The sequence below is a fragment of the Marinomonas aquimarina genome, assembly GCF_900089755.1.
In the GTDB taxonomy this organism is placed as follows: domain Bacteria; phylum Pseudomonadota; class Gammaproteobacteria; order Pseudomonadales; family Marinomonadaceae; genus Marinomonas; species Marinomonas aquimarina.
Genome location: NZ_FLOC01000009.1, coordinates 90,725 through 108,466 on the forward strand (window position 1 = coordinate 90,725; position 17,742 = coordinate 108,466).

The 17,742-nt window shown below is 50.5% G+C and carries 17 protein-coding genes; 10 read left to right on the forward strand and 7 right to left on the reverse strand.

Going from position 1 to position 17,742, the window contains the following annotated elements; all coding sequences use genetic code 11:
* Nucleotides 1–194 precede the first annotated feature (194 nt).
* From MAQ5080_RS09045 to MAQ5080_RS09060, 4 genes are all read right to left on the reverse strand, one after another.
* Nucleotides 195–971, reverse strand: a complete 777-nt coding sequence (locus MAQ5080_RS09045) for an AraC family transcriptional regulator (RefSeq protein WP_067205833.1) — start codon at nucleotides 969–971, stop codon at nucleotides 195–197.
* 135 nt (nucleotides 972–1,106) lie between these two features.
* Nucleotides 1,107–2,069 carry an NADPH:quinone reductase gene (locus MAQ5080_RS09050; protein ID WP_067205837.1) on the reverse strand — a complete coding sequence of 321 codons (963 nt, stop codon included), beginning with the start codon at nucleotides 2,067–2,069 and terminating at the stop codon, nucleotides 1,107–1,109.
* A gap of 15 nt (nucleotides 2,070–2,084) precedes the next feature.
* Nucleotides 2,085–3,476, reverse strand: a complete 1,392-nt coding sequence (locus tag MAQ5080_RS09055) for a TRAP transporter large permease (RefSeq protein WP_067205840.1) — start codon at nucleotides 3,474–3,476, stop codon at nucleotides 2,085–2,087.
* Between the two features lies 1 nt (nucleotide 3,477).
* Nucleotides 3,478–3,999, reverse strand: a complete 522-nt coding sequence (locus tag MAQ5080_RS09060; protein ID WP_067206139.1) for a TRAP transporter small permease subunit — start codon at nucleotides 3,997–3,999, stop codon at nucleotides 3,478–3,480.
* A gap of 266 nt (nucleotides 4,000–4,265) precedes the next feature.
* On the opposite strand from MAQ5080_RS09060, the gene MAQ5080_RS09065 reads away from it, so the two are divergent.
* From MAQ5080_RS09065 to phoU, 8 genes are all read left to right on the forward strand, one after another.
* Nucleotides 4,266–5,471 (forward strand): PepSY-associated TM helix domain-containing protein, encoded by a 1,206-nt coding sequence (locus MAQ5080_RS09065; protein WP_067205843.1) that lies wholly within the window; start codon nucleotides 4,266–4,268, stop codon nucleotides 5,469–5,471.
* A complete protein-coding gene (locus tag MAQ5080_RS09070) occupies nucleotides 5,468–6,007 on the forward strand; it encodes a PA2404 family protein (RefSeq protein WP_067205846.1) in 540 nt (179 codons plus the stop codon). The genes MAQ5080_RS09065 and MAQ5080_RS09070 overlap by 4 nt, the downstream gene beginning before the upstream one ends.
* Nucleotides 6,008–6,011: 4 nt before the next feature.
* The gene (locus MAQ5080_RS09075) at nucleotides 6,012–6,335 is read left to right on the forward strand and encodes a hypothetical protein (protein WP_067205849.1); all 324 of its coding nucleotides are present in this window, start codon (nucleotides 6,012–6,014) and stop codon (nucleotides 6,333–6,335) included.
* A 186-nt stretch (nucleotides 6,336–6,521) separates the two neighbouring features.
* A complete protein-coding gene (locus MAQ5080_RS09080) occupies nucleotides 6,522–7,490 on the forward strand; it encodes a PstS family phosphate ABC transporter substrate-binding protein (protein ID WP_082861003.1) in 969 nt (322 codons plus the stop codon).
* Between the two features lie 114 nt (nucleotides 7,491–7,604).
* Nucleotides 7,605–9,857 carry an ABC transporter permease subunit gene (locus MAQ5080_RS09085; RefSeq protein WP_067205852.1) on the forward strand — a complete coding sequence of 751 codons (2,253 nt, stop codon included), beginning with the start codon at nucleotides 7,605–7,607 and terminating at the stop codon, nucleotides 9,855–9,857.
* Nucleotides 9,857–11,569 (forward strand): phosphate ABC transporter permease PstA, encoded by a 1,713-nt coding sequence (gene pstA, locus MAQ5080_RS09090; protein ID WP_197464550.1) that lies wholly within the window; start codon nucleotides 9,857–9,859, stop codon nucleotides 11,567–11,569. Before MAQ5080_RS09085 ends, pstA begins: the two co-directional genes overlap by 1 nt.
* A gap of 20 nt (nucleotides 11,570–11,589) precedes the next feature.
* On the forward strand, nucleotides 11,590–12,420 hold the full coding sequence (gene pstB, locus MAQ5080_RS09095) for a phosphate ABC transporter ATP-binding protein PstB (protein WP_067205855.1): 831 nt from the start codon (nucleotides 11,590–11,592) through the stop codon (nucleotides 12,418–12,420).
* Nucleotides 12,421–12,437: 17 nt separating this feature from the next.
* Nucleotides 12,438–13,160, forward strand: a complete 723-nt coding sequence (gene phoU, locus MAQ5080_RS09100; RefSeq protein ID WP_067205858.1) for a phosphate signaling complex protein PhoU — start codon at nucleotides 12,438–12,440, stop codon at nucleotides 13,158–13,160.
* Nucleotides 13,161–13,228: 68 nt separating this feature from the next.
* Here the strand turns inward: phoU and MAQ5080_RS09105 are convergent, their stop codons facing one another.
* From MAQ5080_RS09105 to MAQ5080_RS09115, 3 genes are read right to left on the reverse strand one after another with little or no spacing between them, the layout of a single operon-like run.
* Nucleotides 13,229–13,561 carry an Hpt domain-containing protein gene (locus tag MAQ5080_RS09105; RefSeq protein WP_067205861.1) on the reverse strand — a complete coding sequence of 111 codons (333 nt, stop codon included), beginning with the start codon at nucleotides 13,559–13,561 and terminating at the stop codon, nucleotides 13,229–13,231.
* Nucleotides 13,562–13,571: 10 nt separating this feature from the next.
* Nucleotides 13,572–15,359, reverse strand: a complete 1,788-nt coding sequence (locus tag MAQ5080_RS09110; protein WP_067205866.1) for a sensor histidine kinase — start codon at nucleotides 15,357–15,359, stop codon at nucleotides 13,572–13,574.
* A 2-nt stretch (nucleotides 15,360–15,361) separates the two neighbouring features.
* Nucleotides 15,362–15,877 (reverse strand): putative pterin-binding protein, encoded by a 516-nt coding sequence (locus tag MAQ5080_RS09115; protein ID WP_082861004.1) that lies wholly within the window; start codon nucleotides 15,875–15,877, stop codon nucleotides 15,362–15,364.
* A gap of 229 nt (nucleotides 15,878–16,106) precedes the next feature.
* Between MAQ5080_RS09115 and cysZ the strand changes: the two genes are divergently transcribed.
* Nucleotides 16,107–16,877, forward strand: a complete 771-nt coding sequence (gene cysZ, locus MAQ5080_RS09120) for a sulfate transporter CysZ (RefSeq protein ID WP_067205869.1) — start codon at nucleotides 16,107–16,109, stop codon at nucleotides 16,875–16,877.
* 9 nt (nucleotides 16,878–16,886) lie between these two features.
* The gene (locus MAQ5080_RS09125) at nucleotides 16,887–17,720 is read left to right on the forward strand and encodes a response regulator (RefSeq protein ID WP_231870777.1); all 834 of its coding nucleotides are present in this window, start codon (nucleotides 16,887–16,889) and stop codon (nucleotides 17,718–17,720) included.
* Nucleotides 17,721–17,742: the final 22 nt, after the last annotated feature.

The window sequence follows — 17,742 nt, forward strand, 5'->3', positions numbered from 1 at the left end:
TTGGTGCTTGAAGATGCCATGCTTAAGTGTTGCAAAGGTTATGCAAATCTCAAGCTGCGCGGGGGCGCATTATCGATCTTCGATAGATGGGAGAAATATAGTGACAGGAGGGTGACAACGTCTTTCGTAATCATCGGAATTTTTTATAAGAAAATCCGATAGCCAATGGCCCTGTGCTGGGGCCAAGTACGTGCTTATAGGGGGCGAAACTGCTTTTGATATTTCAGCGGCGTGATGCCAAGGGTCTGGGAAAAGGTGCTGGTCATGGCGCTTTGGCTGGAAAAGCCGCTCATCTCTGCCACTTGTACTGGCGTGTGCCCCTCGCGCAATAAATATTGCGCGCGCTCAAGACGCTTACGAATCAAATATTGGTGCGGTGTCATGCCGGTGCGCTCTTTGAAACGCTCATGAAATTGGCTGACACTCAAAAAACAAAAGTTGGCCAGCTGGCCGATTTGTACCCGCTTAGAGAGGTTGAGCTCAATAAATTGATCGAGCTTTTCAATGTCCAGTTGTTGGCCGCGAGTCTTGATGTCTTGGCTGGCGAGCTGGTGGCGAATGGCGCTCAGTAGGGTATTGCCACAGGCACGGGCCAGCAGTTGGTCGTCTGGGTATTGTTGTAACTCCCCAGACAAGGCGGAGGCTAACACCTGTAGGCGTGGATTCAGCTCAAAGTAGGCCGCCTGATCAAACAGGCGCGACACCACTTGGTATTCTTCATCGGTAATGGCTTTTTGCGGCGGCACCGGCAAATTCACCACCATGATGCGGTTGTCACCGAGCCCAACAAACTGATGTCCTTCAGACGAGGGCACGATGCAGCCGCTGCCCGAACGCATTTGTCGGCCACCTTTGCTGTCGATGTCAAAGTCGGTATTGCCATCCAATACCACCACTAATTGGTGGTAATCGTGATCATGGGTGTCGGCTACGCTGGGTAAGCTAAATACATCAGAATCAGAATGGGTCAAGTGAATCGCCTACTTTTTGTGCAAATCAAACCAGCAGTATAGCGAGCTAGCGTGCACTTGAGTAGTGCAAAGTGACGAGGGGTTCAGAAACAAAAAAGGACGCTAGTGCGTCCTTTTGGGTGTGAGTGGCCAGTTTTAAGCGTCAATCCGTACCACTAAATTGCCTTGAGCGCCGCTTTTCAGCACGTCTTCATGGGCTTGCGCTAGCTCGGACAGAGCATACTCTTTGCGCACCACCGGTTTCAGTACACCTTTCTCGAACAGTGGCAACATGGCTTTCGCAATGCGTTCCAGTTCTTCTGGTTTGACGTTGGCGAGGGCGACACCGATGACAGCGGCATCGCGTGCCATCAAATCACGTGGATTGATATCGACCGTGCCGCGGTTACCAATCACCGCCACGGTACCGCCAAAGGCCAAGGCTTTGAGATCTTGGTCGAGGTTGTGGTTGGCCAACATTTCAATGATCACATCAAAACCGTTCTGCAGCGATTGGTAAGGGGCAAGGTAGCCCTCTTGGTTGTGCATGATGACTTCTTGTACACCCTGAGCGCGTAACAGGTTTGCGCCTTCGACCGTACCTGCCGACGCCACCACATGCATGCCTGCGGCCAGTGCCAACTGAACCGTCGCTAGGCCCACTGCGCCGGTGGCACCGTGCACCAGCACTTTGTCGCCTGCTAGCGCATGGGCGCGACCGAACAAAGCGCGGTGTGCCGTGGTGTATGGGATCCCCAAACAGGCCCCTTCAGCAAAGCTCAAGGCATCCGCTAATGGGAAGGTATGAGTCGGTACACAGACGGCGTATTCCGCTGCCGAACCGCTTAGGTTACGGGAGAAGTAAACACGTTGACCGATTTGAAAATCCGTCACATTGGCGCCTACTTCGACAATGGTACCGGCGCCGTCATTCCCCGGTGTATGGGGGAAAGAGGCGCTGTAGTTATTGGTGCCAGAACGGATGTAAGTGTCGACTGGGTTGACGCCCGATGCGCCTACTTGTACCAGAATCTGGTCCGCATTGATGGTGGGTTTATCGGCATCTACCAGCGTTAAATCGCTCGCTGGGCCGTAATCGTTCACTTGCATCGCTTTCATAGCATCTCCTTTTTATCAGTCCGCATAGATCACTTCTGGCAACCAGGTCGCCAGTTCAGGCCAGACGGACAACAGTAACAGGACAAATAACTGGATCATAATAAAGGGTATCACACCCTTGTAGATCGACTGGGTCTTCACTTCTGGTGGCGCCACGCCACGCAGGTAGAACAAAGCGAAACCAAACGGTGGTGTGAGGAACGACGTTTGTAGGTTGATCGCCATCATAATACCTAACCAGATGGGATCTAGGCCCATCGCCAACAGCACTGGGGCAACGATTGGCACCACCACGAAGGTGATTTCAATGAAGTCCAAGATAAAGCCAAGGAAGAACATCACCAGCATAACGATCAAGACCGCACTGATGACACCGCCCGGTAGTTGATTAAAGAACTCATGGATCAGTTCTTCACCGCCAAAGCCACGGAATACCAACGAGAACAGCGATGCACCGATCAAGATCATGAACACCATGCCGGTTACTTTGGTGGTGGCTAAGACACTGTCTTTGAGCGTTTGCAGCGATAGTTTACCAGACGCCCAGGCGAGAATTGCCGCACCAAAGGCACCGACACCCGCGGCTTCAGTGGGGGTTGCCAGACCGCCAAGAATCGAGCCCAATACCGCAAGGATCAGCAGTAGCGGCGGCAATAGCCCCTTGATAATTTCCATCGCTAATGAGGAATCATCGACACCACGACGCAATTCTTCTTTGGGTACCGCTGGTGCTTTATGAGGTTGTAGCCAAGCCACACCCGCCACATAGACAATGTACAGCGCGACCAGAATCAGTCCAGGAATCAAGGCGCCGACAAACAGATCGCCTACGGAAACTGTTTTGGGTGAGAACACGCCCATTTCCAGTTGTGCTTTTTGGAAGGCGTTCGACATGACATCGCCCAATAGCACCAAGGCAATCGACGGCGGGATAATTTGACCTAGAGTACCTGTGGCACAAATGGTGCCTGTGGCTAGGGCTGGGTCGTAGCCGCGGCGTAGCATGGTTGGCAATGAGATCATGCCCATGGTGACCACGGTGGCGCCGACGATACCGGTACTGGCCGCCATTAACATGCCCACCAAAATCACTGAGATGCCCAAGCCACCACGCATGGTGCCAAACAACATGGCCATGGAATCCAATAGGCGCTCAGCTAGCTTGGATTTTTCTAGCAAAACACCCATCAACACGAACAAGGGCACAGCGATCAGCGTTTCATTACGCACGATACCGAACAAGCGGTTTGGCAAGGCCTCTAGAAACACCGCGTCAAAGGTGCCGAACATGGCGCCGCCGGCCGCGAATAGCAGTGCGGTACCAGCGAGCGAAAAGGCTACTGGGTAACCAAATAGCAGGAACACACAAACACCGGCGAACAGCCATAAAGGTAAAAATTCAGCCACCTTATTGTGCCTCCGTTAATTGTGATTTATTGAACACGACCCCTAGGCTTTTCAGGATGTCGGCGATCCCTTGAATGATTAGCAAGGCCATCATAATCGGAATCAGGGTTTTTAATAGGTAGACGAACGGTAGGCCACCTGGCTCTTGCGAGGTTTCTAGTACACGCCAAGAAGCGGCCACGTAGTCGATACTCATGTAGGCCGTGTAAGCACAGAACGGTAGTAAGAAGAACAGGCCACCTAAAATGTTCACCCAAGCTTTCTTGCGCGGTGAAAAATCACGGTAAAGCACATCCACTCGTACATGTTCATCGTCTTTAAAGGTGTATGCTGCACCGAGCATAAACACCATGGCATGCATGTAAAGTACAGACTCTTGAAGGGCGATGGAGCCGATGCCTAAGCCGTAGCGCAGCACTACGATCAAACAGGTCAGCAACATCATAACGAGGGTAAGCCATGCAACACATTTCCCGACAACGGCGGAAATGCTTTCGGCCCCACAAATGATTTTGTTAAGCATTTTTAAACCCACAGACTGTTTTTGCTTTTGTCATAGAAAGGCGGAATAAATCCGAAGCGTCAGTCTATTGGATATCTTGGGAATAGTGAATGATTTGCCGCTTATTTAGCCAAAATCGGGCGTTATAACCGGCATTATGAGCATAATTGTATTGTGCAAAAAATACGAAATCGGAGCAGGGCAGTTCCCTTTTGCCAGCGCTCAAACGTCATAGCCAGTGAAGCCCAACGTGGTTTCAGCTGTTTTCACTAGTCTAGGTCCCTGTTATGAACCCCAATATTGAAGCCAAAGCACCGCGCAAGCGCACGCAATGGTGGTTTTTGCTGCACAGCTGGTTGGCCATGCCTATCTGGCTGTTTCTGTTCTTTGTCTGTTTGACGGGCACGATTGCCACCGTGAGCCAGGAAATTATCTGGTTATTTGATAGCAGTGTGCGCGCCAATCCGCCGGCGGATGCGGGAAAAATGCTCAGCTTTGATGAAGTGATTGAGGTGATCGAGCGCGATGCACCGGGCGCCTACGTTGAGAAGATTACACGTCCAGTCAAGTCTCAGTTCGCCCTTACGGCAGAGATCAGTTACCCCGACTCCACCAGTGAAAACGTGTTTATTAACCCTTATACCGGAGAAATTCAGGGGCGGGCGGCGTCTGGCTTTAACTTTCGTCAGTTTGTGCGCGCGATCCATGGCTGGTTGCTGATTCCGTTCAATACCGGTTTCACCCGTTACAGCTTGGGCTGGTACATGGTCAGCATTTTAGGCATCCCCCTGTTGTTGTCTTTGATTACTGGCTTGGTGGTGTATAAGAAATTCTGGCGTGGCTTTTTACAACCGCGCTTACGCTTCAACCGTGGCGCCCGTGTTTTCTGGGGCGACTTTCATCGCTTAGCAGGCATCTGGTCGATTCCCTTTATCTTCATTATCTCGGTCACGTCAATTTGGTTTTTGATTCAAGGACTGTTGTTTGAAGCTGGGGTGCCCTTTAACGGGGTATCGCAGGCGCCGGTGTACGTGGCCCGTGATGAGATTCCCACGTCTGAACAGGGACGGCCGCCTTTGCTTTCGGCGGATCAAGCCATCGCACAAGTCAATGCCTTATATGACAACGTGGAAGCCCAAGTGCTGCATTTGCCCAGCACCGCCTTCGGTCATTATCGGATTTTGGGACGCAGCCAAGCGTTTCCGTTGGTGCATGAAAGCTTCCTTGTGAACCCTTACAGCGGTGCCATTGATGAAGCCATGCGTGTCACCGATCAGCCCGGCTTGATGCTAACGCGCCTCTCCATGCGCGCGCTGCATACCGGCGATTTCGTCGGTCTGACCTTAAAGCTGGTGTATTTCTTGTTTGGCGTGTTGCTGACCATGATGGTGTTCAGTGGTATGCGCATTTGGACCACGCGTACTTTTAAATCGACCAAAGCCGCCATCCGTCAGAAAACCGCTCGCGCGAACCTCGCAGGAGATCCCACATGAGTACATCCGTTGCTATGCAAAAGAACCACAAGACCCACTCACGCTGGTTTCGTTGGCGCTTTCATTTAAGTGGTTTGCTGATCCTGATCCCTGTGGTGTTAACGCCATTTTACATTGAGTTGATGTCGCTGTTTGGCGGGGCCAATGGATTGGGGGAGCGCGTCGTCGGCACTCAGCAGGTCGGGCCGTGGACGATTACTCTAGCGGAGCAATTTGAAAGGGGCCCTAAGCTGGATGGTCCGGCGGGTTATATGAAGACCTTTAATGGGGCGTTGTGTCAGGAGTGTGCTGAACAAGTCAAGGCTGTGTACATGCGCCTGGGTAAGCCACGCAGTTTACGCACCGCTGGGGTGATTGGTTTTGGTTCGCCTTACCATATGACCTTTAGCATGCCTGTGCCGGAGAATAGCGCCTCGGACGCTGACCTCTGGCTCACCCTCGAAGGCTGGGATGGTGCGCTTCATCATGCGCAATGGTCGTTAGCCGAAGCCTCTCCGGCGACCGTGCAATTTTTACAGCAGTTACAGGAGAAATAAAACGATGTTGAATTCTGTTTATCGTCGCGTTGCGCTGGTCACATTGGTGGCCGCTTGGTCGCAGGTAGCCTTAGCGCATTTCCCATTTGTTGAGTGTACTAAGGAGACGCCGGACATTGTCTGCTTAGGTGGCTTTTCTGATGGCTCTAGTGCACAAGGTGTCACCATTGACTTGATTTCCTATGACGAAGAGATTATCGCCAGTAAGACGTTTGATGATCACTCCCGCGTCCAGTTCGAACCCTATGATGGTGAGTTTTATATTTTGTTGGATGCTGGGCCAGGACACACAGTAGAAGTGGACTGGAACGAAATCAGCGCCCGTTAATTTTCCCTTCCAAAAGCAGGCGCGCTCGCGCCTGCTGAAAAAACATTCTGTTTATTTCAATCTTTAACATTATTGTCACAAAGCCTCTTTATAGTCTTCATCATCGAAAGAGAACGAGCTAACTCGGACTCAAATACGAAGTTTTAAATTCATACCAAACTGACGATAACCATTGAGGTTGAAGTGATGAAAAAATTAGTTGCTACTCTAGCCGTGTCTACCCTAGCAGGCGTTTCTGCTAACGTAATGGCAGACGTTGATGCAAACCTACCGTCTTACACTAAAGCAAGCGGTGTATCTGGTAACATCTCTAGTGTTGGTTCTGACACGCTAGCGAACCTAATGACACTTTGGGCAGAAGACTTCAAACGTCTTTACCCGAACGTGAACATCCAGATCCAAGCAGCTGGTTCTTCTACTGCGCCACCAGCGCTAACAGAAGGTACTTCTAACTTCGGTCCTATGTCTCGTCAGATGAAAGACAAAGAAGTTGCAGCATTCGAGAAGAAATACGGCTACAAGCCAACTGCGATCCCAGTTGCAATCGACGCTCTAGCAGTATTCGTACACAAAGATAACCCAATCAAAGGTCTATCTCTTCCAGAAGTGGATGCGATCTTCTCTTCTACTCGTAAGGGTGGTCACAGCGAAGACATCACTAACTGGGGCGCAACGGGCCTAGACGGCGCTTGGGCTGATCGTGACGTGCAAATCTTCGGTCGTAACTCAGTATCTGGTACTTACGGTTACTTCAAGAAAGTTGCTCTATTCAAAGGCGACTACAAAAACTCTGTAAACGAACAGCCTGGTTCTGCTTCTGTTGTACAGTCAGTTTCTACATCTCTTAACGGTATCGGTTACTCAGGTATCGGTTACAAGACTTCTTCCGTACGCGCTATTCCACTAGCGAAGAAAGAAGGCGGTGAACTAATCGAAGCGACTCCAGAGAACGCTGCGACTGGTAAATACCCACTATCTCGCTTCCTTTACGTTTACGTAAACAAAGCACCTAACAAGCCACTTGCTCCACTAGAGCGTGAGTTCGTTAAGATGGTTCTTTCTAAAATGGGCCAAGAAGTTGTAGTGAAAGACGGTTACGTACCACTACCAGCTAAAGTTTCTGCTAAATACCTATCTGACCTAGGTATTCAGTAAGAACTGGATAACAGGGAAAGCTTGCAGGACGCATTAAGGGCAGGGGGGATTTGATCTCTCCTGCTTTTGTTGCGTCTCAAGCTGTCACAAAAATGTCATAAAAAGTGAATTCGGATGAGTACAAAAGCGGATCAAAAAATACCCGAACTAGACTTCGATACGCCGGCCCTTAAGCGTCATCGTAAAGTTCGCGCGCTCAAAGACCGTACTGCGGGCGTTGGCATTGCCATCGGTGGTAGCAGTGTGATCTTGGCTGTCCTACTGATATGTTTCTATTTAGTTTATGAAGTTGCACCACTATTCTCAGGTGCCAGTATCGAACAAAAAGACAGCTACGCTTTGCCAGCGACCGAGTCTGGTGAAAGTTTATACCTCACCTCAGAAGAGCAAATTGAAGTAGGCTTCCGTGTTGCAGAAAATGGCGACATGATTTACTTCAATGTGGCGGATGGCAGTGTCATTGATAAGGTCGCTAACCCTATCGGTGAACCAACGGCGTTTGCGGTCGAGTCCGATACCAGCCGTATGGTAGCGTTTGCTTACCAAGACGGTCGTGTCCTGGTTGCGCAACAAAACTACAAAACCACTTACCCTGACGGTGTGCGTCTGATTACCCCAAGCATTGAGTACCCTTACGGTACCGAAGGTATTCAGGCGGCGGATTTTGCACCACGTCACCTTAGCATCCGTGATAACGAAGAGCGCATGACGATTGCGGTAGTGGGTGATCAACAGGCGCAAGTGACTCGTGTTACCAAAGATGTGAACTTCATTACCGAAGAAGTTGAGCTAACCGAATCACGTTCAGCGCTGCCATTTGTGGCGGACACGCACTCGCTGCTGATCTCTGGTGATCAGCGTTACCTATATGTAGCGGATCAACAGGGCAACATGTCTGAGTTTGATATTCGTGACATCAGCGACATTCAACTAAAAGAACAAGTTGACCTAATTGAAGGCAACGGCCAATTGGTGTCGATGCGTTATCTATTAGGCCAATCATCTGTGATGGTGGCGGACAGCTCCGGCCGTGTCAGCCAATGGTTCAACGTTCGTGACGAAGACAACGTCGAGCATCTAACTTACATCCGTGATGTGAAACACCCTACTGGCCTAGTGGACATGGCGATGGAGCACCGTCGTAAAGGTTTCGCAACACTGGACGATCGCGGTGTGGTGTCGATCTTTAACTCTACTTCTAGCCGTCAGGTCATTGATCAGCGTTTGAGTGACTCAAGTGCCACCATGATCAGCTTTGCACCACGTGCCAACGCACTCATGCTAGAAGACAGCAATGGTATCAACGTTTTTGCAGTCGACAATGAACACCCTGAAGTGTCTTGGTCGTCGATTTGGGGCCAGGTCTGGTACGAAGGTTACCAAGAGCCAACGTACACTTGGCAGTCCTCTGCAGCAAACAATGACTTCGAGCCGAAATACAGCTTGATGCCGCTAGCCTTCGGTACGCTTAAAGCCGCGTTCTACGCCATGCTGATGGCGGTGCCACTAGCGATCTGTGGTGCCATCTACACGGCTTACTTCATGGCGCCTGGTTTGCGTCGTAAAGTAAAACCTGTGATCGAATTAATGGAAGCGCTACCAACGGTTATCCTAGGTTTCTTAGCGGGTCTATTCTTCGCACCATTCCTTGAAGAAAACCTAGCGGCAGCGTTTAGCATTCTCGTGGTGCTACCTCTGGGTATCTTGCTATTTGCCTTTATCTGGTCACGTCTACCACAAAGTGTGCGCTTCCTAGTACCGGATGGTTGGCAGCCAATGTTGCTGATCCCTGTGGTAGTGATTCTTGGTTGGATCTGTGTGGCGATGAGCCCAGTGATCGAATTGAACTTCTTCGACGGTAACATCCGTGGCTTTATCACCAACGATCTAGGCATTACCTTCGACCAACGTAACGCGCTAGTAGTCGGCTTTGCGATGGGCTTCGCGGTGATTCCAACGATCTTCTCGATTACCGAAGATGCGATCTTCTCGGTGCCAAAAGCACTGACACAAGGCTCGCTAGCATTGGGTGCCACTTACTGGCAAACCATGACACGCGTGGTGCTACCAACCGCGAGTCCAGGTATCTTCTCTGCCATCATGATCGGTATGGGTCGTGCGGTAGGTGAGACCATGATCGTACTGATGGCCACTGGTAACACGCCAATCATGGACTTCAACATCTTCGAAGGTATGCGTACCTTGGCGGCGAACTTGGCCGTGGAAGTGCCTGAGTCTGAAGTGGGTAGCACACACTACCGTATCTTGTTCTTGGCAGCGTTCGTGTTGTTTACCTTCACCTTTATCGTGAACACCATCGCTGAATCCGTGCGCCAGCACCTACGTAAGAAATACGGATCGTTATAATGAGTAATGAACTGAAATTAAAGAATCAAACCGTATCCCAGTGGGTGAAGTCTGGTGATCCATGGGTATGGTTAAACGCAGGCGCGGTGGCGATCTGTGTGATTATGGTAATCGGTCTATTGGCTTTGATCGCAGTACGTGGTCTAGGTCACTTCTGGCCAGCCGACATTAACCAAGGGACGTACAGCCTACCAGGCTCAACCCCTTACACGTTAGTCGCGGAGCGTGTTGAGTCGGCCGAAGTACCGGCGGCTCAGCTGCGTGAAGCGGGTATTCCAGTTGAAGCGCATCATGATCTGATGGTGCGTTCACTGATGAAAACCGGTAACCGTGATGTGTACGGTTCCGATTTCCGTTGGATCATCGACGAATACTTCACTGACATCACTAAGCCGGAAATGCTGTTCGCCGCAGAACGTCACGAGTGGGGCAACCTGTACGGTTACCTGAAAGCGGTGAAAGAAGATGGCCAAGTGGTGGCGCAGACTGAAGACCTAACCCCAACCGATTCCGCGTTGGCGACTTGGGCTGCTTTTGAGCGCAGTATTGAGCGTGCGACAACGATTTACGACGACATCCACGAAGTGGAAAAAGGCGAAATCGGTGCCATCAACCACAAGCTAGAGCGTCTGCGTCTTGAGCAGCGCCGTCTTGAGCTAAATGATGAGCTGACACCAGAGAAACTGGCGGACATTGATGCTCAGCGTGCCGAGCAAGATGCTTTGTACCAAGCTTTGCAACAACGTTTGATCGATCTATACGCTGAAATCAACCGTGACACCTTCATCGTGCAAGTGATGGATGGCAGCGAGCATGAGCTACAAGTGGCGAAAATCGTGCGTGCCTACCGTCCAAATGCCATGGGCATTGCCGAGAAAATGGGCTTCTACGGCTCTAAAGTTGTTGAGTTCCTAACCGCAGAGCCGCGTGAAGCGAACACGGAAGGTGGGGTATTCCCAGCGATCTTCGGTACTGTCATGATGGTATTGTTGATGACTGTGCTGGTGACGCCATTTGGTGTGGTAGCGGCGGTTTACCTTCGTGAATACGCATCGCAAGGTTTCGTGACACGTACCATTCGTATCGCGGTAAACAACCTAGCGGGTGTACCATCGATCGTATACGGTGTCTTTGGTCTAGGTTTCTTTATTTACTTCCTAGGCTCAGGTATCGACCAAGCGTTCTTCCCAGAAGCCTTGCCATCGCCTACTTTTGGTACTGGTGGTCTAATGTGGGCGTCGATCACGCTAGCACTACTAACCGTGCCTGTGGTAATCGTAGCCACTGAAGAGGGTCTATCACGTATTCCGCGTAACGTACGTGAAGGTTCTTTGGCACTGGGTGCAACGAAAGCAGAAACACTATGGCGTGTGGTCTTGCCAATGGCCAGCCCAGCGATCATGACCGGTGTCATCCTGGCGGTAGCCCGTGCGGCCGGTGAGGTAGCGCCGCTGATGTTGGTGGGTGTGGTAAAACTGGCACCATCGCTACCATTGGATGGCAACTACCCGTTCATCCACTTGGATCAGAAGTTCATGCACTTGGGCTTCCATATTTATGATGTGGGCTTCCAGAGCCCGAACGTAGAGGCCGCGCGTCCACTTGTATATGCGACGGCACTATTATTGGTAATCGTGATTGCACTGCTTAACCTTGCAGCCGTTACTATCCGTAACCACCTACGTGAAAAATACAAATCGCTGGAAATGTAAGACGGCGGAGAGAGACTATTATGAGCGAAACAACTACACACTCTATCGATATTTCAGCAATGCAACGTAACCATGAGGCGCTGCGCATTGAAGACGAAAAAGTTTGTCTTTCCGTTAAAGACTTACACCTTTACTACGGCGAGAAAGAAGCGCTAAAAGGGATCGACATGATCATCCCTGAGAAGAAAGTAACCGCGTTTATCGGCCCATCTGGCTGTGGTAAATCAACGCTGTTACGTTGCTTCAACCGTATGAACGACCTAGTAGACAGCTGTCGCATCACAGGTGAAATCAACCTGCACGACACCAACATCTACGAAAAAGGCACCGACGTAGCGGAGCTACGTCGTCGTGTCGGCATGGTGTTCCAGAAGCCAAACCCATTCCCGAAAAGTATCTACGAAAACGTGGCTTACGGCCTACGTATTCAAGGTATTAACAAGAAGCGTGTAATCGACGAAACGGTTGAATGGGCACTGCGCTCAGCGGCGCTTTGGGACGAAGTGAAAGACCGCCTACACGAAAGTGCCCTAGGCATGTCTGGTGGTCAGCAACAGCGTCTGGTTATCGCCCGTACGGTAGCGGTAAAACCTGAAGTACTACTTCTAGACGAGCCGGCGTCAGCACTTGACCCGATCTCTACTTTGAAGATCGAAGAGCTGATCCACCAGCTAAAAGAAGAATTTACCATTGCCATCGTTACCCACAACATGCAGCAGGCCGCACGTGTTTCTGACTATACTGCGTTTATGTACATGGGCAACATGGTGGAGTTTGGTGACACCAACAGCTTGTTCACTAACCCAACTAAACAACAAACTGAAGACTACATCACTGGCCGTTACGGCTAGGATAAGGAACTGCGATCATGAGAGAGTTAACAACGGACCATATTTCTCAACAGTTCAACAGCGAACTGGAGACACTACGTCAGCACTTCTTAACAATGGGTGGTGTAGTTGAAAACCAAGTAGCCGATGCGATTCACGCTTTGCTAGAAAGCGATGGCCCGCTAGCGGAAGAAGTCAAAGCCAAAGACGCGACGGTAAACCAGTTAGACGGCATCATCGACGAAGAATGTACCCGCATCCTGGCGAAGCGTCAGCCTGCGGCAACGGACTTACGTATGATCCTATCGATCAGTAAAGCCGTAGGTGAGCTGGAGCGCATGGGTGATGAAGCAAAGAAAATCGCGGATCACGCCTTGAAACTGATTCAAGAAGGCGAATCTCCACGTGGTTACGTGGAAATCAGCCGTATTGGTCAAATGGTGACACGCATGGTACGTGAGAGCTTGGACGCCTACGCGCGCCTAGACATTGATCTAGCGGTGAGCGTTGCCAAAGCAGACCGTTCTGTGGACCTTGAGTACAAGACCGCGATTCGTTCTTTGATCACTTACATGATGGAAGACCCACGTTCGATCAGCCGTGTGTTCAACGTGATCTGGGTATTGCGTTCACTAGAGCGTATCGGCGATCACTCGCGTCACCTATGTCAGCACCTTGTGTACCTGATTAACGGTGTCAACGTGCGTCACGTGTCTACCGAAGAGCTAGATCAAGTGGCACAAGACGATAAGAAAGCGTAATACTTAAACGCTTGTAAAAAAAGGGGTTAGCGCCTAAGCGCTAACCCCTTTTTTTGTTGGACAGCACCTCACAACAGCTCGTGTAATGTGCGCAGAGCCGCTGGGTACTCCGCTTTGGCGGCTTGTAGCAGCTCACCGAGTGCGTCCGTTTGACCTTGGCTTGCGTTGGCTTCCATTTGCGCGAACAAGCTGGCTAACGAGACCAAGGCCAAATTAGAACTGGCGGACTTCAGCGAATGACTGAGATGGGTCACATCGTCTAGGTCGTCGGCTTGGACGGCTTGCTCTAGGGCAATGAGCTTGGCTTGGCTGTCTTGCTCGTAACTGCGTGCCACCTTGACGAGTTTATCGCGCCCAAGAATGTCCTTGAGCGATTTGAAATGGGGGTGATCCACAACCATATAAGTACTCCTAATCTGATGCACCTAATAAGGTGGTTAGCTGGCTCAGCGTGATCGGGTAATGATAGACCGCGTCAGCGTCAACATCGGGATGTTGCTGGGCCAAGGTCGAGCACCAAATAATCTTTACCGATAGCCGTTGCAACTGTGTCACGTATTCTAACTGCGCAGCGGATAAGGTGGCCTTGTCGCTGATCAACAGCCATGAGAATGGTGCTTCTGTGGTATTCAGCGCCAGTATGGCTAACTCTTCCTCAGACAAACATTGCACTGTGTAGCGGGGCTCTAGCAATGCCTGCAAACCTTGGTCGAGCAGGGTGTTGCTGTTCAAAATGGCAATGGACTGTGCCGCTGGCGTGGTCTCGGGCTCGGCGACGAAGGTGCCAACGCCTAACGGCAGATCAATCCAGATCTCCGAGCCTTTGCCTGAGCTACTGGTAAAGTGTAATTCACCGTCCAGCGCGCCGATTAAGTAATGGCATAGGGTAAAGCCCAGGCCCATCTGCTCAATTTGGCTCAGTACGGTATTGTTCGGATTAAAGGGGTTTGCGCGCAGCCCAGTTTGAATCGCCTCAGGCAGTCCTGCACCAGCGTCGCGTAAGCCAATCTGTACCATCTTGGTGGCCTTATCACCATGTTTGGCAGGCTGGTGCAATAGTGGAAGCTTGGAAGGACGAAGGTTGATGAGTAACTCCGCATCGGTGCAAAAGGGCGCCAGATTGAGGATCAACAGGGTCAGCATTTCATGCAGACGTTGGTAATCGGCATCCACCAGCGTTGGTAAACGCGGGTCCACATGGCACAGCGCGCGTATATTGTGGGCGCTGAAAATATGTTCTAAGGCATGGGCCGTGTATTCGAGCTGGTCGCGAACATTGCCCTCATGGACATTAGGCTGTAGCTGAAAAGCTTCGATCAAGACCAAATCGTGGTAGCCATCTAGCTGGGTTTGGATCAGGCTATTCTGGCTGATGCTCTGCTCTAACACGTCCTTGGCGGCTTGCTCGGTACTGTGCTGCTGCAACGATGAGAGGTGACTGATGATGCCCGTGAGAGAGGACTTGAGCTCATTGGTCATACGGCCAATGACTTCCACCTTGCCACGGCGAATGGCTTGCACTTGACGCTCAAGGTTATAGTTGTAACGCAATGCTCGGCGTAATTTCTGTGCTAACTTAAAGGTGATCAGTAATGCCCCAGCGCTGAGACATAACAGCATCACTGAGATCCACTGAATGTATTCTAATTGCACATCCAGTTCGGCACGTTTATTGGTGACATAATCGTTGGCACCCTGGTTGACGATCACAACGAAGTCGGTCACTTGTGAATCCAGCAAGCGCAGGCGTGCCATGATGATCGGCACCTGATCTAAGCGGCCATTTTCAAGGTGCTCAATATTGAGGCTGATGAGCTCCAGTTCACCAGAGATAATATTCAGCAGGCGGGTGGCTCGACCGTTGGCAAAGTTGCGGATATGGCGGCCCAAGTCGCCTTTACGTAGCAGGTCTACGCGGCTTAACACCAAATCGTATTGGAAGTAGGCGTTGCCATTGACGGGCAAGTCCTCAGCACTCAAATCCGATAAATAGTTCATCAAGCGATAGGTTTGCAGCTGCAGCTGTAGTGAGTGCCAGCGTGAGCTATCAAATACTTGGCGCGCATTCAGGCGTGCGCTGCTATCCGTCAACGGCAGCAGCAATAAGGTCAGCAGTGAGGACGTGCAGACGCAGATCAGTAACAGGTTGATGAGGGTGCGCTTGCGATGCTGGTCAGGCTTGGGTGTCTCGGGTGTCACACTTATTCCCCTAGTGTTAACACGTGCATGGATTGGATCTGCCAGATTGAACGGCCATAGTAGGTTTCATTACGCAGTTCAGGGTATTGATCAAAATCGTAGATCACCATCAAGGGGCCCTTGTTGCGTACGGGAATGTCGGCGCCATCCATCTGATACGCAATGATCGCTCCTAGTTCCTCAAAATCCGTTAACGGAACTTCGGTAATGTACTGATTAAAGGCGGTTAAGCGAATGACATTGCCATCGGCTTCAAGCTGTTCGAGCAAGTCGCTTGGATCAAAGCCGACATAGTGATGGACGCCTTCTTCCCATGGTGTTTGGGTCGTGATTTCATAGGCGGGTAATTGCTTCAGCATGGCAAAGTCAAACTGTGCCTGTTGCGGGCTGTTGAAGTGCTCAATATTACCGCTCACCGCCAAAATGACGTTGCCGCTCGGTTCTTCTAACACGGCCATGGCGTGCATTGAAAGTGTGGCGCAAAGCATCGTCAGGGTGTTCCAGAAAAGACGTTTCATATCCCTATCCCTATTAGAATCTGATGAACGGGTGAGTTAATCGTAAAGTGTAGCAAACTTGTGCCTAGAGAGAGTGTGGAAGTGTTGCAAAAGTCGTCTCAACAGAACACCTTTAGCGATTGCAACAAAGCTTATCATTGACGGCTGTTGGCACACAGCTGAGCAAAAAAATATGCTTAAATAGGCACCTATTCGTTATTCATAGAAGTTAGTAACAAGGACTAAAACCGTGATTACCCATCCTTTTAGCGCTGTCGGCGCAATCATCGATGCCTTTCCACTGCTGTTGTCTCGTCGGTTACGTTTGTTTCTATTGGCCCCTATTTTAGCAAACATTGCCTTGATGGTGCTGCTGTATACGGTGGCGCTCAGTTACATGGGGGTGGCGGTCGAGGAAATGATGGGCTTTATGCCAGACTGGCTGTCCTTCCTAAATTGGCTGTTTTACCTATTATTGAACATCGTTATTGGCTTGCTGATGTTTTACAGCTTTTCCGTGGGGGTCAACATTCTGGCGGCGCCCTTTATGGCGTTTTTGGCCGAAAAAGTGGAAGAGCACCAAACCGGTAAGCAGTTTGACGAAGACATGAGTTTTGCTGGCCTGATGGCAATTGCCGGACGCAGTTTGAAGCGTGAGTTGCAAAAACTGGGTTACTTTTTACCACGCTTCATTGGCTTATTATTATTGTCATTCGTACCGGTGGTGAATGTGGTGACGCCGTTTCTATTAGTGCTGTTTTCGGCTTGGATGCTGGCTTTGCAATACATGGATTATGCTTTTGATAACAATAAAATTCCGTTTCCTGACATGCGTGCCTCCCTGCGTGAAAAGCCGTTGTTATGCTGGACTTTTGGTTTTATCGTGATGTTTGCCGTCACCATTCCATTTTTAAATTTGTTTGTGATGCCCATTGCCGTGGTAGCGGCCACGCTACTTTGGATTAAGCTGTTCAGCGAACGTTTTGTGAATTACGCAGACTTATTGTCGCAGACCAAATAGGACACTATTTTGAAAATACTGGTTGTAGATGACGCTTCTTTTACTCGTGACTTGATTAAACGGACGCTGCGTAAGCGCTTTCCAACGGTGACGGTGGAAGAAGCGGTGAATGGCCGTAAAGCTCAGCAAATGCTGGAGAAAATGGCCTTTGATATGGTGCTGTGCGACTGGGAAATGCCTGAAATGACAGGGGTTGAGTTGTTGCAATGGTGTCGTGAGCAACCCAATTACAAGAAAGACACGCTGCCGTTCGTCATGATCACCAGCCGTGGTGATAAGTCCCACGTGGTGGAAGCGGTACAGTCTGGGGTGACCGATTATTTGGGCAAGCCTTTCTCCGCCGAGCAGCTGATTCAAAAGGTGTTGTCAGCGGCCAAACGCAACGGTCTTGATAAAAAGTTGGATTCTGCCCCCAAATCCCATGTGGCACCCTCTACCGGTGGTGTGGCATCGGGCTCGCTGGATGTATTAATGGCCGGCTCGGCGAACCCTAAAGCGACTCCAGCGCCTAAGATCAGCAACCCCAGCGTTGCTAGCAAGGACGTGAAAATTCCGACCAAGGTGCGTTTTGCTGGCAAAGAGTTTCGCTGCATGGTGATCCACTTTGCAAAAGACGAAGCGACCATGTTGATTAAAAGTGATGATGTGGTGCCGACGGTATTGGACCAAGCGGTCTTGGATTTGACCTTTGAACAGAAGGTTAATCGTTTGAATTATTTCGTCCAAGCGGTGGCAACGACGGAGAAAAAGCATGACTCGGCGTTTTTAACGGTGACCCTGTCACTGATTGACCAAGACGCAGACAAAGAAGCCTTTATTCAGCAACTGTTTGCCTCGCTGTAAGCAAGCAGCATTAAAAAAGCCC